Here is a 22,928-nt window from a genome sequence, read left to right as displayed (position 1 = left end):
GAAAGTTTCGCTGTACATACGATGTTTCTTTTTTGACATAAATTATTTGTTATTTATGTGGCAAAAAAGTGTCAACCTTTTTCAGTGTAAGACAAATGGTTGAAGGGTTTGAAGATTTGGTCTGCAATTAAAACCCATCCAAAGGAATCAGTACTGTAGGAATCAGTAATACCATTCCTATAAGAATGAAGAGAATCAGTATCTTGTAGAACCATTTGACCCAAACTTCGTAAGGGATGCGTGCCATGCCCAATGCACCCATCAATACGCCGGAAGTCGGGGTGATCATGTTGGTAAATCCGTCGCCAAACTGAAAAGCCATCACTGTCGCTTGGCGTGAGATACCGATAACATCGGAAAAAGGAGCCATAATAGGCATTGTCAGGGCGGCTTTTGCCGAACCGGAAGGGATAATGATATTGATGGTTGTTTGAATCATATACATCATGCCCAGTGATACGACTTTGCCAGCGCTGTCCATAAGGGTCGCCAGATTGTGCAATATCGGATCAATGATACGGCCATCTTGCAGGATCTGGATGATTCCTCCGGCTAATCCGACGACAATGGCGGCCGAGAGCATATCTTTCGCTCCGGTGAGGAATTGAGCGATAATAGCGTCTGCGTTTTCATTATTGGCAAATCCCGAGAAGATGCCCATTGCCAGGAAGATGGCAGAAATTTCCGTCAGGTACCAGCCATATCCCATGACGCCGATGATCAGGAAAACGATCGTATATCCGAGGAGATTCAGTATAAATAGTTGATTGGATTTGCGCAGTCCTAAATAACCTGTCAATGCGTATAAAGCAGTAAAAAGAGGAATGGCTGGAAATGAAACTGTATTTGTGCCGACAGAAAAAGCGGTTGTTGGGTAAAATACCGCAAAGAGTATCAAGGATATTAACAGCAGTCCATAGCTTATCCATGCCGAACGGGTGGTTTGAGTTGCTGTCATTGTACCGGAAGCGTCGGACTCTTTCTGGCGCCAGTATACATCAGCGTTGTACATTGGAGAGGCTTGCGGATTCTTTTTAATTTTAGAAGCGTATAATAGCACAAAAATGATCAGAATCGTGGTTAAGACTATCCAGCAAAACAGACGATATCCGAAACCGGAGAAAAGCGGTAGGTCGGATAAGCCTTGGGCGATCCCAATTGTAAAAGGATTCAGAATCGCTCCGGAGAAACCAACATGCGCAGCCACATAGACCATACATAATCCGGTGATAGAGTCGTACCCCATGGAGATGGCTAACGGTACGATAATAATAACAAAAGCCAGTGTCTCCTCGCTCATTCCGAAAACAGCACCGAAGAGACTGAATAGGATAATAATCAGCGAAATAACGATGTTGTTTACGCCGATTTTTCTGAAGAATCCATATTTCTCAATTTTTTGCGCGTTATTGAGAAAAGAGAGTATACCTGTGTCGATGGCTCGGGTGGTGTTCATGATTTGAAAGGCGCCCCCGATAATGAGTAGGAATGCTATAATACCGGCTTGTTTTTCAAATCCGTCCAGTAAAACACCGAAGACCTGCCAGCTTTGTGGAGAAGGATCAACGTTATGAAAGGAGTTCTCGACAATCACCGTTCGTTCGGATCCATTGACTATTCGTGTTTCACGATCGTATTCTCCGGCGGGTATGATCCATGAGAGTATGGCGCAGATCAATATGATGACCGATATGATGGTGTATGTATGTGGTATTTTTCGAACTTTCATTTTTGTTTGTGTTTGATAAATGGCTCTTTATAAGAACTGTACGTTTGTTTTTTAGGCGAAGGTCTCGCTTTTGTCATGAACAGGGCAAAAATAGATGAATTATTTTATAAATCGATTCTTTTTCGAATGAATTGACAGCTTTGTTTGTGGGGTGATCTGTTTGGAATTAGTCCTAAATTAGCCCTTGTTCTGAATGGCTGAATATATTAGATTGTCGTATAAGATGAATGTCTGATGAAGAAGTTGATTTGTTGAATGGTTTTGTGTGATTGTGCTTTAGCTTATACTGTTGCTGTTTGTATAGCTGTATGTTTTGCTTATTTGTTTATTAAAGTTTTGATTTGTAGTTGTATATACTGGATTATTTGTGTATGGTTTTGCTCTGTATTTTATGTGGTGCTGGCTTAAATATATTTTATTTGAACTGACCATTGTAAATGCATGTTTATTGCAACTATGGATAAGGAACGAATCTGCTTATACCTCTTTTAACCTGAAATGCGCTTGATAAATGGACGGGTTTCCTGTTTTATATTCAAATAAGAGATTGTCGTCGCTGTTAATGGCGCGGTTTTTGAATGTGGTCTGTTGATAATCAGTAAAATAGTATAAGTAAAAGCTGTGCGGTGATAACGCGTATAAACATCGATAAAGGGTAGACTGTAGCATAGGATACGGATGGTTCATCTCCTTCAACAGTCGTATTTGCATAATTAAGAGCCATCGGGTTAGCCATACTCCCGCAAATCATGCCAATATTATGGGCATAGTCAATATGAAGGAATTTTGAGGCGACAAATCCAACTATCATAACCGGAACAAGTGTGAGTATAAACCCTAAACCGATCCAGAGCAATCCTTCAGCCCGGAATACCGTTTCAAAAAAATGGGCACCGGAGTCGATCCCCAGGCCGGCGAGATAGATCACAATTCCTAATTGGCGCAACATGAGATTCGCGCTTTGGGTGGTGTAAGTGGTTAAATGAAGACGGGGACCATAGGCTCCCATCAGTATGCCGACGATGATAGGTCCCCCGGCGATACCCAGTTTTACCGGCATACTGATTCCCGGTAGCGAGATTGGAATAGCGCCTAAGAGTACGCCTAACGAGATTCCTATAAAGACCGCTAATAAGTTGGGGTGCGTAAGCCGTTTGACTTCGTCTCCCAGTATTTTTCCGACATTATTCACTGCCGTTGCTTCTCCGACAATCGTCAATCTATCGCCTATTTGTAAACGTAGGTCGCGTGAAGCGATCAAATCAATACCAGCACGGTTTACTCGTGTGATGTTAATACCATATAGATTTCTCAGTTTAAGCGCTCCCAGTTTGACACCATTGATTTTTTCTTTTGTAACGACAATGCGTCTTGAAATCAATTGACTATCGATGGCATTCCAGTCTATATCTTCACTGTTCCAGTCGACATTTTCCTGTTCTCCAAAAAGAAGTTTGATGGCTTCCTCTTCTGCTTTTGAAGAGATAACCAAGAGATGGTCATCGGGTTGTAACAATGTTTCTGAAGTCGGTATAGTCACTTTCCCTTTGCGCCATATACGGGAGATTACGAAATGCTTTCCAGCCAGTTTCATCACTTCGCGGATCGATTTATTGTAAATCGATGGGTTGCAGACTTTAAACTCTGCCACATTCGTTTTTGCCGGTTTTTTGTTTTCCTGCGATTTAATTTCGTTTGCTTCAATCACAAAGAATTGACGGATCAATACGATGGCCAGAATAACTCCTACAACTCCAAGCGGATAGGCCACAGCACAGGCAAGCGCCATGTCGGTAGCTTCTTTTGTCTGGTCGGGGGCAATTTCAAGTAAAGTCTGTTGTGCTGCTCCAAGAACCGGTGTGTTTGTTACCGCACCGGATAACAAACCGAGCATATTGGGCAGTGAAATACCACAAAGGCGATGAAGAAATAGAGTCAGTAGCAGTCCGAGTCCGATTACAGCTAAAGCCATCATATTCAACTCGAGCCCACCTTTACGAAAAGAGGAGAAAAAGCCGGGGCCAACCTGTAGTCCTAACGTATATACAAAGAGGATCAACCCGAAATTCTGGGCGAAAGAGAGCATCTCTTTATTGACAACAATCCCTAAGTGGCCAGCCATAATACCGGCGAAAAAAACAAAAGTAATCCCCAGGGAAATACCGAAAAAACGAATCCTTCCTAACGACAAACCAATGGCCGAAACTATCGAAATGACAGCAACGGCCTGTATCATTGAAGGTTCCAGCAAGGTTTGTAATAACCAATCCATCTATACCTTATTATTGACGAGGTAAAGATAGGACATTAATTTATTGTAGGAGTAGCATCTCCTAAAAATGTGTAGACTGCCGAAAGAGTAATTTCTCCGATTAGGTGTCAGTAAGGTTTATAAGGGGTATTCATCACATTGAGTGTTTTAGGTAACCATACTCTGTAACGTTGTGAAATATCCCACGAGTTTCCGGCAGAAGCAAAATCGCAAAAATGTATTTCTCTGGATGCACTATGCCCTTCCAGGTCGGTACCCAGAATCATCGGTGCTGTAAACGTCATCCAAGCAAAATCTGAAGCGTGGATAGGTTTAATGTCGACATAACCGTCTTTATCCAGAATGACGGAAGCTTCATCGATATCACCATCATTAAACCGGCTGTCACGCGCAAAGACCACAGGTCCCCGAACGATAGCTTGTGATTGATTGAGTTCCACTAATTTAGCCCGCATATCAAAATTCAGTATGACTTCATCCCCTTTTTTCCATTTTCTGTTGACTGTGAGGTATGATCCTTGCATATATTGCTGAACAGGCTCTCCGTTGATCGTGATAGCAAACTGTTTACTCCAGGAAGGAATTCTGAAAGCAATGCTGAATAAATCTTCTTTATCCGGATTGATTTGTATGGATACGGTTTCTGAAAGCGGGTAGTCGGTTGTTTGTTTGATTCGTACTTGTTTCTTTCCGGAAAGTTGAATAGTCGCATCCGATTGGCTGTATAAATTAACGAAAAGGCAATCGTCTTTTGTCTGGTAGGCAAAGTTAGGTATTAATGCAAATGCACGTGGCCCGTTCGCATTGCAACAGTTGATATGCATACCGCACTGTTCCTCCCCTTCGTGCCGCCATCCTTCCAACGGACTATATTTGGCTATTTGTGATCCGTTGCCTTTTAACGAGGCAAGAAGAGCGTTATATATTGAAAGTTCAATCTGATCGGCATAGAGCGAGTTTCCGGTGAGTTGAAGCAGGCGGTGACATAACTGCATCCAGGTAAAAGTCACGCAGGTCTCCATCGTATGGTAAGTGGGGAAAGTTTGTTTTTCTTTTCCTCCATACCAACATTCAAACGCGCTGCCGGAGCCGGTAATGTTTATTTCCTCGTTAATAATATGTGCTGTTGTTTTTTCTACAACCGACAGGTATAACGGATTTTTTGTGATTTTATACAACTCCAGTAATCCCTCATAACACGACATCATTTCATAGGCTTTTTGTCCATTTTCTCTTGAAAACCATTGAACAGGGTGAGGGTAACGGTGGGCGACCGGAACATCGGCGATCGATTTGCTGATTAGTTGTGGCCCTTCAGGAGTTTCCCATTGCTCCACGATATAGGTAGCAAAGTCGAGATAACGTTTTTCCTTGGTTCTATTGTAAAGACCGATTACCGGTTCAAGGATGGAAGAACTAGCCATTCCTCTGTAATTACCGGTTTCTACGATATTTGTTTTATCCGGACCAACCTGTGTCATCAGATGATCAACGACTTTGCAGGCGGCATCGAGTGCTTTTTTATCTCCGGAAAGGTCAAACCAGGCGATCAGACCTAGTGTGGTATATTTTCTACCCCAGACATCCCATTGTTGGAGTTGTGCTTCCGGCGTGTAATTGCCAATATAACCATTCGGTAATTGCGTAGCCATAATTTTTTCAACCCCTTCTCTTATGATCTGATATAATTCGGGATCTTTGTTGTAACGATAAGAGGCTATAGCTCCTTGTATCCATTTTCCCCAGAATTCACTTTGCCAACGAGAGGTCTCATTTTGATGCCGGAATGGTTCGACTAGATGATCCACATCTTGCCCTTTTACCCGGTATTGGATACAATCGTCTATCCGTTCGCCTAAATATCCGTAAATTTTCAACTGTGTGGTGTTATTGCTTGTCTGTTGTGCAAATGAGGTAGTGGTAGCCGAATATAAAATAAGAGATAGCGCAAAGCCAATAGGCCGTATTAAGTTTTTCATCTGATTAGATTATTAAAGTTATAAAAGCAAAAATAGCGTGTTAGCATCTGTTTTTGCTTATCTGTTTGATAGAAAAAGTTTTAAATATGATACTTTTCTTCGTCTTTGCAACCAATGAGAGACTACAGCTGATTTTACCTGTCTACAATCCGAATAAACGCGGAATAAGCAGACTCAGATCGGGCAGGAAGGCCACCATAAACAATACGATGATCATTGCTGCAAACATGGGGAATAGTGGGCGAATGACTTTGTCTATCTTAACCCCGGCAACACTACATCCGATGAACAGTACCGATCCGACAGGAGGAGTACATAATCCTACGCATAGATTCAATACCATCATAATCCCGAAATGCACCGGATCCATTCCCAATTGCTGTGTAGCAATTGGGAGGAAAATCGGTGTAAATATCAAGACGGCGGGCGTCATATCCATGAAAATACCAACGACCAGTAAGATGATATTTATCAAGATAAGTATAATAATAGGGTTATTGCTGATACTGAGTAAGCCTGCACTGACGGTTTGTGGAATGTTCTCATAACTCATAATCCAGGATAATCCCGTACAGGTAGCAACGAGTAGCAATACGATGGCTGTCGTTTTAGCTGACTGTAACAAGACTGCCGGAAGTTTCTTCCACGTCAGTTCTTTGTAAATAAAAGCCAATACAAGGGCATATAATACGGCAATGGCCGACGCTTCGGTTGCAGTAAATAGTCCAATAAGGATACCTCCGATGACAACTACCAGTAGCATCAGACTGGGAATAGCTCTGAAAAAGATACGTGTAGCTTCAGACAGGGGAGTATGTTCTCCTACCGGATAATTCCTTCTGGCTGCAATTGTGGCGGCGACTATCATTATCGCCAAACCGGTTAAAATTCCGGGAATATAGCCGGCCATAAACAAAGCCGATACAGATACTCCGCCACTGGCTAATGAATAGACGATCAATACATTACTGGGAGGAATCGTCATCCCTGTTGTGGCTGAGGATATATTAACGGCAGCACTGAAATTAGGATCGTAACCGGCTTTTTTCATCTCGGGCGTCATAATGCTCCCTATCGCCGAAGCCGCAGCTGCAGCTGAACCACTGATCGCACCAAAAAGCATATTGGCGACCACATTCACCACGGCCAGTCCTCCGGGCAACCGTCCGACCAGTACCTTGGCAAAGTCGATCAATCGTAGCGCAATTCCGCCACTGTTCATGATATTTCCGGCCAATATGAAAAAGGGAATCGCTAAAAGCGCAAAGCTGTCCAGTCCGGAGGCCATACGCATGGCGTAAGTTGTAAAAGCCGGGATCGAATCAATATTGACTAACATCGTCAATATCCCGGCTGCACCGATACTATAAGCCACAGGAACACCTATTCCGAGTAATATGAAAAAACTGATAATGAGTACTAATATGCCGGTAATATCCATATGAATTACATTGTAGAGTTAGTGGATGAACGAAATAATCTGATCGCATTGTCAATGGCATAATAAGCTGTTAATAGACCACTGATGGGAAGAACCAGATAAACATATCCCATATTGAGTTGTAATGAAGCCGAAGTCACATTCAGATAAAAACGGGTATACACCAACCAGCCTCCACCAATAATCAACACAGTCAGGGCAAAAATAAAAACGATAAAGAATATAAAGAGTTGTAGCTTCTGCTGTCTTTCAGGACGAATATTTTGCATAAGCAGATCAATGGCCAGGTGCTGATTGCATCCTGATACATAAGCGGCTCCCAGTAGACCGACCCAGATAAGCAGAAAACCGGCCAGTTCATCCGTCACAGAACTGGGTGATGCCAGTATATACCGACTCATAACCTGCCAAAGGACGTCCAGTACAAGAAATGCCATTAGAAAAATCAGTAAACTCTCCAGGCTTTTATCAATTATCTTTCTCATGAGTCTGTTCTATTTTATCAATCAATTCACTAAATGCCGGATCATTTTTAAAACGTTCAATCATCGGTCTGGAAGCCTCGATGAACGGTTGTTTATCCGGATAGATGATCTCCATCCCACGTTCTATCATTTCGTCCAACGATTGTTTTTCCTGTACTTCCCACAACTGTCGCTGGTAGATACGTGCTTTGTCTGCCGCCTGCTGAAGCCAGGTACGTTCTTGCTCGTTCAATTTGTTCCATCGAGCCATACTGATGATAATGACATCGGGACACATGGTGTGTTCATTGACTGAGAAGTATTTGGCTACTTCATGATGAAAAGCGGTGGTGATGGAAGGGGTGTTGTTTTCTGCTCCGTCGACCACATTGCTTTGTAATGCCGTATAAAGTTCGCCCCAGTCCACAGGGGTTGCTGAGCCTCCGAAGGTGCGCATCATTTCAACAGCGATAGGGCTGCGTTGTACACGGATTTTTAATCCTTTCAAATCAGCAGGAGTCCGGATCGGTTTGTTATTGGTATAAAAACTACGGGCGCCGGAGTCGAAATAAGTGAGTCCGCGAAACCAGTACGGTTCCGTAGTGGTAAGTATTTGTTGTCCTATAGATCCGTCAATAACGGAGAAATAATGCGTTCTGGATTTAAAAATATAAGGAATACCAAACACTTTAAAAGGATCGACAAATCCTTCAAGAGAAGCAGATGATACTTTTGTCATATCGAGACTGCCAATCTGAAGTAATTCGATGCATTGGCTTTCCGACCCTAATTGTCCTGAGGCATAAATATCAAGTTTCATCTTTCCATGGGATAACTCCTCCAACTGTTCATTCAGATAGATGAGTCCGAGGTGGACAGAATGTGAAGGAGGGAGACCGTGAGCCAGTTTCAAAACCTTTACTTCTTTATCTTCCTGATTACAGGAGGTGAGAAAGAGGAATGTAACAAAAAGGCACAAGAATGTCCTTATGATTTTCATGGTAGTTCTATTAATTCTGCTTTGTTTTGCGCAACAAATATAACCAATAATTTAGAATGTGTACGAACACACTCGGAAAAATATATAAAATCTGATGATTCCTCTATCTTCTTTCTGTTCAGAGCCAACATCCTGAAAAAGCCCAAAAAGCAAATTGTCAAATTAAGCATTTTGTCAATTTAACTGCATCGACGTTTGTGTGTATAAAGGTCACAGCAACGTTGCCCGAAAAAAACGCAGGGATTTAGGGTTTATTTTTACAACATATATTGATTATCATCTTGTATAGTCTATTTTTGTCGGTTCGGAAAAATAGGTGTTTTAGAAAAAAAGAACTAGTTTTAGTCCCGTTTTTTCGACTGTTTTTAGCCTTTAAAGAAAATCATCTGCATGATCTGCTAAAAGTATTTTGATGTTTCTCCAATATTATCTGCACCATATTTAAAAATCATTATGATAAAATGGGAAAAAATTCCAGAACATATTGGAAAAACGGTCGATTTTTGCACAAAATGTTTTAAAAAGTGCGTCTGTTCTATTAAAAATGGCCAAAGTGTGAGTTGTTAAAAAAGGAGTTATTCGTTATTTATGTCGTGAATAGACTTGTTTTTATGATAAAATGATATTGTGTATGTTGTAAGTTTATGGATTTACTTGAGGCGGATTATTGAACGTGTAATTCAAAAAGAAGTTTGCATCTGCACTCGGCTTTTCTTATCTTTGTATTTCTAAAGCGTGATATCAAAGATGACTTCTAAACGGATAAATAAATTTGTAGTACTGTTTCTTCTTCTTATTGTTCTCGTTTTTGTCCGTACAACGCAGGCTAAAAAGTTGATTTCTGTCCGTCCGGTAGCGATAAAATTTCCATCAACAACACTCTCTTTGCCTGAGGCAGAATTAATATCTTCTTTGCCTTATCCAAGCTATGAAGAGATAGACCTGACCCGGAAAAACATTACGGAAACACTTACTGCCTGGGATAAACAACATGTTCAATCGAACGATCCTCATCTTTTTGTGGATTCGGATACAGAGATTATATACCTCTCTGTCTTGTCGTCAGACTGTTATGCTTTTCCGCTGGCGGGAGCGAAGATGATTTCTCCTTATGCCGGACGCCGAACGAATCATACAGGTGTTGATTTGAAAACAAAAGCAAATGATACAATAGTGGCTGCATTTGATGGTATCGTTCGTATGTCAAGCCCTTATGCGGCTTATGGTAATGTCGTAGTAGTCAGGCACTATAATGGACTGGAAACGCTTTATAGCCATAATTCAACCAATCTGGTTAAGGTGGGCGAATATGTAAAAGCAGGGCAACCGATTGCATTAACAGGTCGTACAGGCCGTGCCACGACGCATCATCTGCATTTTGAAACACGTATAAATGGGCAGCATTTTAATCCGGAGCTTATTTTTGACTTTACGCGAAGAACACTGAAAAGCAGAAATCTGGTTTGTCGCAAGAAAGGAAAAGCTATTGTCGTAGAGCCTATCGATCTGTTTCCGCATCAGTTGGCGGGGAGTTATACGGGTTTTCCTGTGGAGCGTTTACTTGCTATAGGTTCCGTAGTTTTATGTAACTCAATATAATTATGTTAAGTCTGTGACGTATGAAATGTTTCTATGTAATGACATTCATGGCTGTGATGCTCTCATGTGCCGGCCAACAAAAAGAAAAAGAAGAGGAAAAAGCGGTTGTAACTCCTGTTTTTGAGCAAGTGTCTATCCCCAGTATGATTACTGATCCTCAGGAGAGAGCCTCCTATTATGTACAACACTATTGGGATAAATTTGATTTTTCAGATACGACTTATATCCATTATCCTGCGGTGACGGAGCAGGCATTTGTCGATTATGTCAATCTGATGAACCATGCTTTGCCTCAGGTTGTAGCCTCTTCAATAAAAAATATGCTGAAAAAAGCAGAAGTAGATAGGTTGGTATATACCTATTTTACTGGTCTGTATGAAAAATATTTGTATGATCCGAATTCGCCTCTGCGCAATGAGGAGTTTTATATTTCCGCCTTGGAAGCGATCCTAGCCTCTCCTTTAACCGATGAGACCCAAAGAATTCGTCCGGCCTATTTACTGGAGTTGGCATTAAAGAATCGGGTGGGGGAGAAAGCGAATAATTTGACCTATACGTTGGCGGATGGGCAAAAAAAAACACTTTATAGTCTCACATGCGAATGGCTTGTGCTCTATTTTTATAATCCGGATTGCGAAGCTTGCCGTGAGTTAACTACTTTATTGAAAGAGTCTCCTGTGATAAAATCGCTTCAACAAAAAAAACAGTTGCAAATAGTGGCGATTTATCCGGATGAAGATCTGACGGCCTGGAAAAATCATTTGAGCGAAATGCCTACCGATTGGATAAATGGGTATGATCAGACACAGACTTTGAAAAATGATGAAGTGTATGATCTTAAAGCTATTCCGACATTGTATTTGTTGAACAAAGAAAAAAAAGTGTTACTCAAAGATCCGGTATTCGGACATATGGCGGACTATTTGTATTCATTGCAAACAACTCTTTCTTCTTTTTAGCCCTCAGTACCTTTTTTATGGCTGTTTTCGAATATAATATTATATTTGTGTAGCATTTAAATGGATTCGTTGTGAGTGAGAAAATAAAATTACGCGTACAAGGTCTTACCACCAGCCAAATACAATCAGGTGCTTATGCGTTGATATTGGCAGAAGAAGATGGATCGCGTCGTATACCTATCATTGTTGGAACAGCAGAAGCTCAATCTATAGCCATTGCTTTGGAGAAGATAACGCCTCCAAGACCTTTGACGCATGACTTGTTTGCCTCTTTTTCCCAGGCATTTGGTGTTCAATTGTTAGAGATTTTTATTTATAAGTTTGAAGACGGGGTTTTCTATTCGGAGTTGTTGTTTACTGAAGGAGAACGGCAGGTTCGGTTAGATTCACGTACCTCTGATGCGATTGCCATAGCCTTACGGGTAAAATGTGATATTTATACCACAGAGGAGATTCTGAAAGAGTGTGGAGTCGTTCTTGAAGAGGTCGCCCCTGCAGTGGAAGAGTATACGAAAGAGGAGATTGAAGCGAGTTTTTTTCCTGATTTTGATCCGGCAGAATTTAAAGATGAAAAATCTTTAAAGCGGTGGCTTAGCAGACTGGATGAAGATGAACTTCAGGAACGGTTGGAAGAGGCTGTGAATGATGAAAATTATGAGTATGCGAAGATGTATAAAGATGAACTCCGGCGGCGTCAAGAGGAGGGTGGCACGGAATGATTGAGGGTCAGATGGGGTTTGGTCTGACTTCTATATTACGAGGAGTATTAGGAATTATCGTGATACTTGGAGTTGGTTATTTGTTTAGTTCTGATCGGAAACGTATTGATTGGAAATTAGTCGGAGGAGGGGTTTTTCTTCAATTTGTCTTTGCCTTAGCTATCTTGTATGTCCCTTTTATTGGAACAGTCTTGGAGTGGATAGGTAAAGCGTTTATCGGGTTAATGCACTTCACGCAGGCTGGAGTTAATTTTCTATTGGGATCATATGCCAGCAAAGAGAATGGTTTTGTCTTTTTGATTCATTCACTCCCTGTTGTTATCTTCTTTTCTGCCCTTGTTTCTATGTTTTATCATTGGGGTATTATTCAACGGGTGGTTGGAGCTTTTTCCTGGTTTTTACGTCGTTTCTTGAATATCTCCGGGGCGGAAGGACTTGTTTCTTCCGGGAATATATTTTTGGGAATGACCGAATCTCCGGTCTTGATTAAGAACTATCTGCCAACCATGAATAAATCGGAGATATTCCTGGTGATGGTTTCCGGTATGGGAACGATTGCCGGTACAGTAATGGCGACATATATCGGTATGTTGGCAGGGGATGATCCGGTGTCTCGTATCCTTTTTGCCAAACATTTGTTGTCGGCATCCGTCATGGCGGTACCCGGATCAATTGTTATCGCCAAAATGATTTGTCCGCAAACAGAAGAAATTGTAGACCGGGAAGTCTCTTTGGAGAAAGAGAGTAAACATGCCACGGTGCTTGATGCGATCTCATCAGGCACAATGACCGGGGTGCGTCTGATGGTCAATATTGCAGCGATGTTACTTGTTTTTATCTCTTTAGTCGCATTGGTGAACTTTATTACCGAAGGGGTTATCGGAAAATATACCGGATTGAATGATTGGATCTATAAGGTGACTGACGGAAGAACTGAAGGCTTGACTTTTCAGTTTATTATCGGAATCATCTTGGCTCCTTTCATGTGGCTTATAGGTGTACCGACAGCGGATATTACACTAGTTGGCTCGTTGCTTGGCCAGAAAACAATACTGAATGAATTTGTGGCTTACTCGCAACTGCAGATCTGGAAAGATGCCGGACTATTTATGTCTCAGAAGTCGGTGTTGATGTCAACATATATCCTTTGCGGATTCGCCAATATCTCTTCTATCGGTATTTTGTTGGGGGGAATGGGCGTTTTAGCTCCTGAAAAGCGGGGGATGATCACCCGCTTGGGTGTGCCGGCAATGATCGGTGGGGCTTTGGTCTCTGTACTTTCTGCAACTATTATTGGAATGATTATGTATTAATTCGTTATTTATGCAATTGTTTTACGCACCGGATATTACCGAAAACCCGGAACTTCCGCAGGAGGAGGCGGGTCATTGCCTACGGGTATTGCGGTTAGGTGAAGGGGATGAGATTCATTTGACGGATGGGAAAGGCTGTTTTTATAAAGCTGTGATTAAACGGGCTCATCCTAAACATTGTGAAATCACTATTCTGGAAAAAGAAAAACAGCTTCCGTTGTGGGATTTTCATTTACATCTGGCAATTGCTCCTACAAAGAATATGGATCGTATGGAGTGGTTTGTAGAGAAAGCAACTGAAATAGGGATCAATTTGGTGACTTGTCTGCAGTGCCATCATTCCGAGCGTAAGGAGATTAAAACACAGCGACTTGAAAAAATTATGATTAGTGCGATGAAGCAATCTCATAAAGCGACATTGCCTTCGTTGACAGGAATGGTTCCGTTTAAGCAGTTTATCCAACAACCGTTCGATGGACGAAAGTTTATTGCCCATTGTGAAGAGGGAGAAAAGAGGTTGTTATCTCATCTGTATTCTAAGGGAGAAAACGCCTTGGTATTAATAGGACCGGAAGGTGATTTTAGCCCGGAAGAAATAGCTTTGGCATTGGAGTACGGCTTTGAACCTATTTCTTTGGGTGAGAGCCGGCTGCGTACAGAAACGGCTGCGTTAGTCGCTTGTCAGACCATTCATGTATTGAATCAGTAAAAAGAAAAAGGTGATAAATTTATCACCTCTTTTTTAGTTTCTCCTAAAGTTAATTTTCAGAATCCAATTCTTTCAGCTTTTTGAGTCTTAACTCAATTTCTTCCATTTCTTTGATCAGTTTCAACTCTTCATCTCCTAGTTTCTCTTTTTTCATGCGAGAAGCTAAAGCAATAATATGCTCAAGTTCTGAAAAACTTAGATACTTTAGATTTGTGTTGATCATACTAAAAGCCGTTTCTTTACCTAACTTTCTGGCTTCTTTTTTTGCGCGCATCGCTGCTTTCTGGGCTTCGGTCATTGTCTGACCCTTACGTCTAGCCATAATCCTTATTTCTTTTTTAAGTACGAAAAAAATTAATTAAATAATCTATTGGCAAATATATTAATAATATTTCTTACATAGTTTTATTTCTGCAAAAAATATTTACATAAAATACAAAAAAAGAATAATAAATGAGATGTTTATTACTTGGTTTATGATGATTCAATTTTATGGGAAGGCTATGAATCAATTATTAATTCAAGTATTCAGGCGATATTGAAACTATAGATTATTATTCGAAAAAAGATAAATGGGAAGAGCGTTTTATAACATATGCTAAACAATCATTAGATAAAAAAAGGATGACTTGAAACAAGCCATCCTTCAGTTTTTATCAGGTAATGAGCGTTTATTTATTCCCACTCGATCGTTGCAGGCGGTTTGGAGCTGATATCATAAACAACCCGGTTCACTCCTTTTACTTTATTAATGATTTCATTGGAGGCTTTCGCCAGGAAATCATAAGGTAATTGTGCCCAGTCGGCTGTCATTGCGTCAGTTGAGGTTACAGCACGTAATACGATCGTATTTTCATAGGTACGTTCATCGCCCATTACTCCGACCGACCGGATAGGTAACAAGATAGCGCCTGCTTGCCAGACCTGGTCGTATAAATCCCATTCGCGTAAGAGTGTAACGTAGATATCATCCGCATCTTGTAAGACACGTACTTTCTCTGGTGTGATATCACTCAGGATACGTATGCCTAAGCCGGGACCGGGAAATGGATGACGTTTAATTAAATGAGGTTGCATACCTAATTCCATTCCGACACGACGCACCTCATCTTTAAACAACAGTCGAAGGGGTTCAACCAGTTTTAGGTGCATTTTCTCAGGCAATCCTCCAACATTATGATGACTTTTTATAACAGTTCCGGTGATAGAGAGCGACTCGATCACATCGGGATAGATTGTCCCTTGGCCAAGCCATTTGATATCTTTTAATTTGAGTGCCTCTTCATTGAAGACGTCAATAAATCCTTTTCCGATAATCTTACGTTTGGTTTCCGGATCAGTTACCCCTGCCAGTTCTTTGTAAAACCGTTCTTTGGCATCAATGCCAATGACATTCAAGCCAAGATGTTCATAGTCTTGTAATACTTTTTGAAATTCATTTTTGCGGAGCAAGCCATGATCAACAAAAATACAGGTCAGGTTTTTCCCGATCGCTTTATTCAATAATACAGCAGTCACGGAAGAATCGACACCGCCTGATAATGCCAGGATTACTTTATCGTTACCTAATTGTTCTTTCAGTTCGGCAACGGTTGATTCGATAAAAGAAGCGGGAGTCCAATCTTTTTTACATCCGCAAATATCAAGAAAATTATCTAAAAGGGTGGTGCCGTCGGTCGAATGGAAAACCTCAGGGTGGAATTGTACTCCCCAGGTTTGTTCATCATCAACCTTGTAGGCAGCCGCTTTTACGTCGCTTGTACTGGCAATTATTTTAAAATCCCCAGGTAAAGAGGTTATCGTATCACCATGTGACATCCAGATTTGAGATCCGGATGTAATTCGTTTGAAAAGAGCGTCTGTATTGTCTATATACGATAAGTTTGCTCGTCCGTATTCGCGGGAATTAGCTGGTTCAACCTTGCCTCCTGAAGTGTAGGCTATAAATTGTGCCCCATAACAGATTCCCAATACCGGATATTTACCTCGTATTTCAGCCAGTTCTGTTTTAAAAGCGTTGGCATCATAGACCGAATAAGGACTGCCGGAAAGAATGACGCCTTTTACATTTTTAGCTTTTTCGTAAGGGAATTTGTTGTATGGAACAATCTCGCAATAAGTGTTTAACTCTCTGATTCTTCGTCCGATTAGCTGAGTTGTTTGCGAGCCAAAATCAAGAATAATAATTTTCTCGTGCATGCGTATTGTAAGTATTTATTTGGGATTACAAAGGTAGGAAATAATATTCGATTTTTAAGAAGGCCTGTATCCGAACTTGTTTGTTCGCACTATCTGTCTCGGATAAAAACATATTTTTTAGTTGAAATATTATACTGTGTATGTATTCTTATTATCTTTGTCGGCAGAATTGACGTGGATAGATTTGGATTGCTTGCAACCACGGGAAAAAATGCTAAAAACAGACCTTACCGTTCGGTGCTATTATTCTTTCCTTGTCGATTCACTACGAACAAACATTAATTAATTGAAGTAATGAGTTATTTATTTACCTCCGAATCGGTGTCTGAAGGACACCCCGATAAAGTAGCCGATCAAATATCGGATGCTGTACTGGATGAGTTTTTGGCTTATGACAAAAGTTCGAAAGTAGCTTGCGAAACCCTTGTAACAACCGGACAAGTTGTTCTGGCGGGAGAAGTAAAATCAAGTGCATATGTAGATGTACAGGAAGTCGCCCGGAATGTGATCGAACAGATCGGGTATACCAAAAGTGAATATCAGTTTGAAGCCAAATCGTGTGGCGTCTTGTCGGCGATCCATGAACAGAGTGGCGATATCAATCGTGGCGTAGAACGTGAGGATCCTTATAATCAAGGTGCTGGTGATCAGGGGATGATGTTCGGTTATGCTACAAATGAAACGGAAAATTATATGCCTTTAGCCTTAGATCTGTCTCACAGTCTATTGAAAGAACTGGCAGATATTCGTAAAAAAGAACCGGGATTGATGCCTTATCTTCGCCCTGATGCCAAGAGTCAGGTAACGATCGAATATGATGACAGTGGTATTCCGTTGCGTATTGATACGATTGTGGTTTCCACTCAACACGATGAGTTTGTGACAAAAAACGGATTGACACAAGAACAAGCCGATCTGGCTATGCAGGAAAAGATCGCTATTGATGTTAAGAATATTCTTGTACCACGTGTAAAAATACAATACCCTCCTCATGTACAGGCTTTATTCAATGATAAGATCATCTATCATGTTAATCCGACCGGAAAATTTGTGATCGGCGGACCGCATGGGGATACCGGACTGACCGGACGAAAAATCATTGTTGATACCTATGGAGGAAAAGGAGCGCATGGCGGAGGCGCTTTTTCGGGAAAAGATCCGTCGAAAGTCGACCGGTCTGCGGCGTATGCAGCACGTCATATTGCTAAAAATATGGTAGCTGCCGGTATTGCTGATGAAATGTTGGTACAGGTTTCCTATGCGATTGGTGTGGCTGAACCGATGAATATATTTGTTAATACTTATGGACGTTCGAAAGTCAATATGACTGATGGAGAGATTGCTGAAAAAATATGGGAACTATTCGATATGCGTCCGAAAGCGATAGAGGAACGGTTGAAACTTCGTAATCCGATTTACCGCGAGACAGCATCATACGGCCATATGGGGCGTCAGCCGGAAGTAGTCACTAAGCGTTTTTCGTCTCGTTATATTGCAGAGCCAACTATATGTGAAGTGGAGTTATTCACTTGGGAAAAGTTGGATTATGTAGATAAAATCCAGAAAGCGTTTAATGGTATAAAGTAATTAATACGATCGCTATAAAAAGAAAAAGGGTGCATAAGCACCCTTTTTTTGTATCGTTATTTTTCTCTGGAGAACTGTTTGTTTTATTTTGCCACTCTTTCAAGCCATTTGACCATCGCAAACATAGCGCACATGGAAATAGCACATACAATCACAAAGACACTCCATGTGACTGAGATAGATATTCTTTCATACATCATTGCACCAAGGAATAACGAGAAGTTTCCAATGGCAGTTGCTCCCAACCAACATCCTTGCATTAATCCTTGAAGATGAGCCGGTGCCACTTTAGATACAAAAGATAATCCGAGCGGAGAGATAAATAATTCGGCAACAGTAAGAATAAAGTAAGTTGTGAATAATAACCAAGGGGTCACACGTTGTTCAAAGGGCAATCCTCCCATGGTTTCTACTTCCGAATAAGTAGGTAATCCAATCGATCCGACAGTCATAATTACAAAGGCGAATGCCGCAATTCCCATACCGATACCGATCTTTCTGGGTGTAGAAGGTTCTTTTCCTTTTTTAGCCAGGGAGGCAAAGAACATCATAATAATCGGAGTGAGGAATACGACAATAAACGGATTTATCGATTGGAATATCTCGGCAGAAATATCCATTCCAAACAGTTTTAATTGCGTATAATCTTTGGCAAACATGGTCAATGTCAGCCCATTTTGATGGAATGAGAACCAGAAGAAAATAACAACGGCAAATACCGCGAACAATGCAGCCAGACGTTGTTTGATCTCTTTGGCATCTTGTTTGATTTCCTCTTTTGATAGTTCCGTTTTATCTCCTTGTGTAGTTACTTTCTTCTTGTCCGGTAAGATGTTCTTGTAGATGAAGAAAATAATTAGAGAGACGAGCATGGCTGCAATAGCAACCGAAAAAGCATAATGGAAACCGGTATTAAATGCATCAAGATATTTATCTGCAAATGTAGACATTTCCGGAGTGACTCCACCGGATACCTCTTTCGCCAGTTCGGAGAAACGTCCATTTAACACATCGGCTGTCATTGTCCCGTTCTTATATTGCCAGCAAAGTCCCGGAAGATCCGAATTGTAGGCATATCCTTGTGATTGAACAAACCAGTTACGCACCCAAACAGCAGCAAACGGAGCAAACATTCCTCCGATATTAATAAACATATAAAAGAGTTGGAAACCGGAGTCTCTCATTTTGGAATATTTCTCATTGTCATATAATTGTCCGACAAGAGCCTGCAGATTCCCTTTGAAGAGTCCGTTTCCAAAGGCGATAACCAATAGGGCACATAATGCGATCCATTTACTGACAATTAAACTCGGAACAGCCAGAAAAGCATATCCCAGACTCATGACAACTAATCCGGCAATAATAGTTCCTTTGTAATTTTTTGTGCCGTCGGCAATGAGTCCTCCGACCAGCGCAAGAATATAAATTGCTCCGTAAAAAATAGAATACAGCCATCCTGCTTCTTCTCCGGACATACCAAATTTGGACATCAGGAAGAGCGTTAAAATAGCCATCATTGTGTAGAATCCGAAACGCTCACCCATATTGGCTAACGCGGCCGGAATTAATCCCTTAGGTTGATCTTTAAACATGTGTTTTAAGTATTAAATGAGTATTTGTTTATTGTATAATTTGTTTAATCGCTCCGGTTTCAGGATAGAAATAGACTTTAACCGGTGCTTTTTTATCTTCAAACATTGCAGGCGCTAATCCTTCCTGACTTCCAAATTGAGCAATTTGTACCTCTCCTTTATAGAGTGTTTGCTGATTCATCTGGATATCGATATTGGCTTTTCCCGGGATATTATAAATGATACCTTTAGTTGCTTTTTGTTTCTTATCGGCCTCTTTTGGATCTAACACAGGAGCTTTTTGTGTCGCTTGCAGATTCATATATACGGGAATACCTCCCAAATCATCCGCATCGACAATGCCTAATGCATTTGAAAAACGGAATAATATCTCTTTTTCCATATCGTCATGAGGGATTATTTCATCCACTTCATACATCTGGATTTCTTTACTTACGATACCGGTAAACAGGTTTGTCAACGATTTTTCCTGTTCTTCCAGTTGTTCGATGACCAACTTCATCGCATTTCCATCCGGTGGCATATTATCGGCCTCTCCGGTTAAAATATTCAAGCGACTTTCACGAATACGATAGATCTGACGGGCGGCCACTTCCGCCTGGCGGGCAACAGATCCGGCCATCAGTAGTTCTTCTGTAAAAACAGAAGTGTTAGTGGCTGTTGCAGGAGTTGTTTTTTGTTTTTTTATGATATCCAATTCTGATTCTTCGGCGGTATATTCGGCATTGATCGAGCAGAGGAGTCCCTCTTCAGTCAGATAGGCATAAGGAGCAACAGTTCCTGATTTGAATTCGACAATATATGTATTCTCCGGATCAGGTATCCCTTTATTGGCCAGTGATATTTTCCCCAGTTCATAAGAGACTTTATCTGCTGTAACCGGGTCTTTAACTCCCAGATAACGATCGGCATACTGGTAGTATGGGCCAGCCTTGGATGTTGTTTTTATGACTTCTGCATGAATGATTAATGAGGTTTTGGGAAGTGAATAGGTGATACCGAAATTATTTGCTTTTACAGCATTTTTTTTGACTACTCTTGTTTGCGCCGTAAGCGACACTCCAATAAGTAAGCCGATAAGGATCATATAATTTTTCATGTCAAATCATCATTTTGAGGGTGAAATCGTACAAAACTATGAAAATTTTTGAAAGAAACCAACGGTCATGGTATAGCTGATATTTATTTACTTGCTTTAAGTCCTCGAATAACGGAAGAGGTAAAACCGGATAACTCCATTTCATTCAACCCTTTGATCGTGATTCCACCAGGAGTGGTCACTTTGTCGATCTCCATTTCAGGATTTGTTTTGTTTTCCAATAATAACTCTACAGCTCCTTTAACCGTGTGGAGCACAATCTCCTGTGCTTCCTTCGGATAGAAGCCTAATTCAACACCTCCTTCTATTGCGGCGCGGATATAACGCAACGCAAAAGCAATGCCGCTCGAGGCAAGTGCAGTACCTGCTGTCATCAGGCGTTCTTCAATCAACATCGCATTTCCGAGATCATTAAAGATCCGAATCACCAACTCCGTTTGCTCCTGTGAGGCGTTCCGGGCAGAGACGAAAGTCATGCTATTGAGCACCTCAATAGCAGTATTGGGTATTACCCGGAAGATCGTCGGGGTAGCCAATGATTCGGAATCGATATTTTTTGTCAGATAGGAACTCAATAGATCGAATGTGATGCCGGCTGCTACGGATATGATAATCTGTCTCTCGAAATCGAGCAGGTGTTTTATTTCATCAATAATAGATTCGACCACCCAGGGTTTAACAGCAATCATAATGATATCGGCCTGACGGGCAGCCTCCTGATTGTCCTGAAGCAGACGGAATTCCGGATTAATCTGTTTCAACTTATCAAGTGTTTCTGTCGACCGATCTGTACAAATAATATCAGAAGCCTTGAATATGGAACCCTTAGCTAAACCACGAGCAATTGCTCCTCCTATGTTTCCTGCACCGATAATTGCTATTTTCATTTGGATATATGTTGATTGAATAAAAGAATATATCGACAAAAGTAGATAAAAAATTGAATTGAATAGATGTGTTGTTGTATATTTGCATGCAATAGAGAATCTTATAAAATGAATAACATGAAAAAACTTATCACAGCCACTCTCTTGCTGGCATGTTCGGCAACCGCTGTTGTTGCTCAGGGAAATGAAGGGTATGTATTTACTCCGGTAAAAGAACTTAAAATTACGCCAATCCAGAATCAAAGTCGTACAGGTACTTGCTGGTGTTTTTCTTCATTGGCTTTTATTGAATCGGAACTTATCCGTATGGGAAAAGGAGAGCATAACCTGTCGGAAATGTTTATCGTCAATCATTCATATAGAGATAAAGCAGATCGGTATGTCCGTTTGCACGGTTTCTTGAATTTCGCACAAGGAGGAGGTTTTTATGATGTGTTGTATGGTATTAAACATTATGGATTAGTTCCCGAATCGGTTATGCCCGGACTGGAATACGGTGAAGATATTCACGTACATGGTGAAATGGAAAGCGCTGCTGCTGCTTATGTGGAAGCGATCATTAAAAACAAAAACGGTAAACTATCTACAGCCTGGAAAAAAGGTTTTGATGGGATCATTGATGCGTATCTGGGAAAATTGCCCGAAACATTCAGTTATAATAACAAACAATATACGCCAATGAGTTTTGCTAAAGAATTAGGTATAAATGCGGACGATTATGTGTCGTTAACTTCGTATACACATCATCCTTTCTATTCCTCATTTGCATTGGAAATTCCAGACAACTGGCGTTGGGCAGAATCTTATAATCTTCCTATAAACGAATTTATGGAAGTGTTCGATTATTCTATAAATAACGGATATACAATAGCATGGGCTACAGATGTGAGTGAAGTCGGCTTTACCCGTAATGGTATCGGAGTGATGCCGGATGTGGAAACAATAGAAACATCAGGCTCTGATCAGGATAGATGGGTAGGCTTGAGTGCCACTGAAAAGAATGCCGAATTGCGTAAACTGGTTGAAAAGCCGATACAAGAGTTGACAATCACTCAGGAAATGCGCCAGAAAGCTTATGACAACTATCAGACTACCGATGATCATGGTATGCAAATTTACGGTATCGCTAAAGATCAGAACGGAAAAAAATTCTATATGGTCAAAAATTCATGGGGTACCAATAGCAAATACGAAGGAAAATGGTATGTGTCAGAACCTTTCGTGGCTTATAAAACGATGAATATCATTGTGCATAAAAATGCTATTCCGGCTGCTATCCGTACAAAATTAGGACTCTGATCTCACTTTTGAGTCTAACAAAAATAGAAAGGCTTGCTTCATTTTATGAAAGCAAGCCTTTCTATTTTTTGGGTTATCGTG

General features: G+C 40.9%; 18 protein-coding genes. 7 read left to right on the top strand and 11 right to left on the bottom strand.

Annotated features, from left to right (window positions below):
• Window positions 1-127: 127 nt before the first annotated feature.
• The 6 genes from M2135_RS12135 to M2135_RS12110 all read right to left on the bottom strand — a co-directional run bounded on the left by M2135_RS12135 (window position 128) and on the right by M2135_RS12110 (window position 8,885).
• Window positions 128-1,729 carry an AbgT family transporter gene (locus M2135_RS12135; RefSeq protein ID WP_280748775.1) on the bottom strand — a complete coding sequence of 534 codons (1,602 nt, stop codon included), beginning with the start codon at window positions 1,727-1,729 and terminating at the stop codon, window positions 128-130.
• Window positions 1,730-2,324: 595 nt separating this feature from the next.
• Complete coding sequence (locus tag M2135_RS12130; RefSeq protein ID WP_280748774.1) at window positions 2,325-4,001, bottom strand: putative transporter; 1,677 nt, start codon at window positions 3,999-4,001, stop codon at window positions 2,325-2,327.
• A 107-nt stretch (window positions 4,002-4,108) separates the two neighbouring features.
• On the bottom strand, window positions 4,109-5,980 hold the full coding sequence (locus tag M2135_RS12125; protein ID WP_280748773.1) for a beta-L-arabinofuranosidase domain-containing protein: 1,872 nt from the start codon (window positions 5,978-5,980) through the stop codon (window positions 4,109-4,111).
• 142 nt (window positions 5,981-6,122) lie between these two features.
• Entirely contained in the window at window positions 6,123-7,421 is a 1,299-nt protein-coding gene (locus tag M2135_RS12120) for a TRAP transporter large permease (RefSeq protein ID WP_280748772.1), read from the bottom strand.
• Between the two features lie 5 nt (window positions 7,422-7,426).
• A complete protein-coding gene (locus M2135_RS12115) occupies window positions 7,427-7,906 on the bottom strand; it encodes a TRAP transporter small permease (RefSeq protein WP_280748771.1) in 480 nt (159 codons plus the stop codon).
• On the bottom strand, window positions 7,890-8,885 hold the full coding sequence (locus M2135_RS12110) for a TRAP transporter substrate-binding protein (protein ID WP_280748770.1): 996 nt from the start codon (window positions 8,883-8,885) through the stop codon (window positions 7,890-7,892). Before M2135_RS12110 ends, M2135_RS12115 begins: the two co-directional genes overlap by 17 nt.
• A gap of 747 nt (window positions 8,886-9,632) precedes the next feature.
• Here M2135_RS12110 and M2135_RS12105 point away from each other — a divergent pair.
• The 5 genes from M2135_RS12105 to M2135_RS12085 all read left to right on the top strand — a co-directional run bounded on the left by M2135_RS12105 (window position 9,633) and on the right by M2135_RS12085 (window position 14,184).
• A complete protein-coding gene (locus M2135_RS12105; RefSeq protein ID WP_280748769.1) occupies window positions 9,633-10,484 on the top strand; it encodes a M23 family metallopeptidase in 852 nt (283 codons plus the stop codon).
• A gap of 20 nt (window positions 10,485-10,504) precedes the next feature.
• The gene (locus M2135_RS12100) at window positions 10,505-11,443 is read left to right on the top strand and encodes a DUF5106 domain-containing protein (protein ID WP_280748768.1); all 939 of its coding nucleotides are present in this window, start codon (window positions 10,505-10,507) and stop codon (window positions 11,441-11,443) included.
• A 71-nt stretch (window positions 11,444-11,514) separates the two neighbouring features.
• The gene (locus M2135_RS12095; protein WP_280748767.1) at window positions 11,515-12,162 is read left to right on the top strand and encodes a bifunctional nuclease family protein; all 648 of its coding nucleotides are present in this window, start codon (window positions 11,515-11,517) and stop codon (window positions 12,160-12,162) included.
• On the top strand, window positions 12,159-13,475 hold the full coding sequence (locus tag M2135_RS12090; RefSeq protein ID WP_280748766.1) for a nucleoside transporter C-terminal domain-containing protein: 1,317 nt from the start codon (window positions 12,159-12,161) through the stop codon (window positions 13,473-13,475). Before M2135_RS12095 ends, M2135_RS12090 begins: the two co-directional genes overlap by 4 nt.
• Window positions 13,476-13,485: 10 nt before the next feature.
• The gene (locus M2135_RS12085; RefSeq protein ID WP_280748765.1) at window positions 13,486-14,184 is read left to right on the top strand and encodes a 16S rRNA (uracil(1498)-N(3))-methyltransferase; all 699 of its coding nucleotides are present in this window, start codon (window positions 13,486-13,488) and stop codon (window positions 14,182-14,184) included.
• A 49-nt stretch (window positions 14,185-14,233) separates the two neighbouring features.
• Here M2135_RS12085 and M2135_RS12080 read toward each other — a convergent pair whose 3' ends face one another.
• Together M2135_RS12080 and guaA are read right to left on the bottom strand one after the other, a co-directional pair.
• The gene (locus tag M2135_RS12080; RefSeq protein WP_280748764.1) at window positions 14,234-14,506 is read right to left on the bottom strand and encodes a hypothetical protein; all 273 of its coding nucleotides are present in this window, start codon (window positions 14,504-14,506) and stop codon (window positions 14,234-14,236) included.
• A gap of 353 nt (window positions 14,507-14,859) precedes the next feature.
• On the bottom strand, window positions 14,860-16,383 hold the full coding sequence (gene guaA / locus M2135_RS12075) for a glutamine-hydrolyzing GMP synthase (RefSeq protein WP_280748763.1): 1,524 nt from the start codon (window positions 16,381-16,383) through the stop codon (window positions 14,860-14,862).
• A 294-nt stretch (window positions 16,384-16,677) separates the two neighbouring features.
• Between guaA and metK the strand changes: the two genes are divergently transcribed.
• A complete protein-coding gene (metK, locus tag M2135_RS12070; protein WP_280748762.1) occupies window positions 16,678-17,970 on the top strand; it encodes a methionine adenosyltransferase in 1,293 nt (430 codons plus the stop codon).
• 83 nt (window positions 17,971-18,053) lie between these two features.
• Here metK and M2135_RS12065 read toward each other — a convergent pair whose 3' ends face one another.
• The 3 genes from M2135_RS12065 to proC all read right to left on the bottom strand — a co-directional run bounded on the left by M2135_RS12065 (window position 18,054) and on the right by proC (window position 21,548).
• A complete protein-coding gene (locus M2135_RS12065) occupies window positions 18,054-19,562 on the bottom strand; it encodes a peptide MFS transporter (RefSeq protein WP_280748761.1) in 1,509 nt (502 codons plus the stop codon).
• A gap of 28 nt (window positions 19,563-19,590) precedes the next feature.
• The gene (locus tag M2135_RS12060; RefSeq protein WP_280748760.1) at window positions 19,591-20,661 is read right to left on the bottom strand and encodes a DUF4831 family protein; all 1,071 of its coding nucleotides are present in this window, start codon (window positions 20,659-20,661) and stop codon (window positions 19,591-19,593) included.
• A gap of 83 nt (window positions 20,662-20,744) precedes the next feature.
• Window positions 20,745-21,548, bottom strand: coding sequence for a pyrroline-5-carboxylate reductase (proC, locus tag M2135_RS12055; protein ID WP_280748759.1), 804 nt, complete (start codon window positions 21,546-21,548; stop codon window positions 20,745-20,747).
• 117 nt (window positions 21,549-21,665) lie between these two features.
• On the opposite strand from proC, the gene M2135_RS12050 reads away from it, so the two are divergent.
• A complete protein-coding gene (locus M2135_RS12050) occupies window positions 21,666-22,847 on the top strand; it encodes a C1 family peptidase (protein ID WP_280748758.1) in 1,182 nt (393 codons plus the stop codon).
• Window positions 22,848-22,928 lie beyond the last annotated feature (81 nt).

Origin of the sequence: Parabacteroides sp. PF5-9 (assembly GCF_029893105.1) — a bacterium.
Lineage (GTDB): Bacteria > Bacteroidota > Bacteroidia > Bacteroidales > Tannerellaceae > JARXWG01.
The sequence above is the reverse complement of the archived record's forward strand: the minus strand, read 5'-3'. Positions and strand labels throughout refer to the sequence as shown.

Coding starts and splice junctions, on each gene's coding strand:
- M2135_RS12060 (WP_280748760.1), bottom strand. CDS start 20,661: ATGAAAAATTATATGATCCTTATCGGCTTACTTATTGGAGTGTCGCTT.
- M2135_RS12115 (WP_280748771.1), bottom strand. CDS start 7,906: ATGAGAAAGATAATTGATAAAAGCCTGGAGAGTTTACTGATTTTTCTA.
- M2135_RS12100 (WP_280748768.1), top strand. CDS start 10,505: ATGAAATGTTTCTATGTAATGACATTCATGGCTGTGATGCTCTCATGT.
- proC (WP_280748759.1), bottom strand. CDS start 21,548: ATGAAAATAGCAATTATCGGTGCAGGAAACATAGGAGGAGCAATTGCT.
- guaA (WP_280748763.1), bottom strand. CDS start 16,383: ATGCACGAGAAAATTATTATTCTTGATTTTGGCTCGCAAACAACTCAG.
- M2135_RS12050 (WP_280748758.1), top strand. CDS start 21,666: ATGAAAAAACTTATCACAGCCACTCTCTTGCTGGCATGTTCGGCAACC.
- M2135_RS12125 (WP_280748773.1), bottom strand. CDS start 5,980: ATGAAAAACTTAATACGGCCTATTGGCTTTGCGCTATCTCTTATTTTA.
- M2135_RS12135 (WP_280748775.1), bottom strand. CDS start 1,729: ATGAAAGTTCGAAAAATACCACATACATACACCATCATATCGGTCATC.
- M2135_RS12110 (WP_280748770.1), bottom strand. CDS start 8,885: ATGAAAATCATAAGGACATTCTTGTGCCTTTTTGTTACATTCCTCTTT.
- M2135_RS12090 (WP_280748766.1), top strand. CDS start 12,159: ATGATTGAGGGTCAGATGGGGTTTGGTCTGACTTCTATATTACGAGGA.
- M2135_RS12080 (WP_280748764.1), bottom strand. CDS start 14,506: ATGGCTAGACGTAAGGGTCAGACAATGACCGAAGCCCAGAAAGCAGCG.
- M2135_RS12120 (WP_280748772.1), bottom strand. CDS start 7,421: ATGGATATTACCGGCATATTAGTACTCATTATCAGTTTTTTCATATTA.
- metK (WP_280748762.1), top strand. CDS start 16,678: ATGAGTTATTTATTTACCTCCGAATCGGTGTCTGAAGGACACCCCGAT.
- M2135_RS12065 (WP_280748761.1), bottom strand. CDS start 19,562: ATGTTTAAAGATCAACCTAAGGGATTAATTCCGGCCGCGTTAGCCAAT.
- M2135_RS12130 (WP_280748774.1), bottom strand. CDS start 4,001: ATGGATTGGTTATTACAAACCTTGCTGGAACCTTCAATGATACAGGCC.
- M2135_RS12085 (WP_280748765.1), top strand. CDS start 13,486: ATGCAATTGTTTTACGCACCGGATATTACCGAAAACCCGGAACTTCCG.
- M2135_RS12105 (WP_280748769.1), top strand. CDS start 9,633: ATGACTTCTAAACGGATAAATAAATTTGTAGTACTGTTTCTTCTTCTT.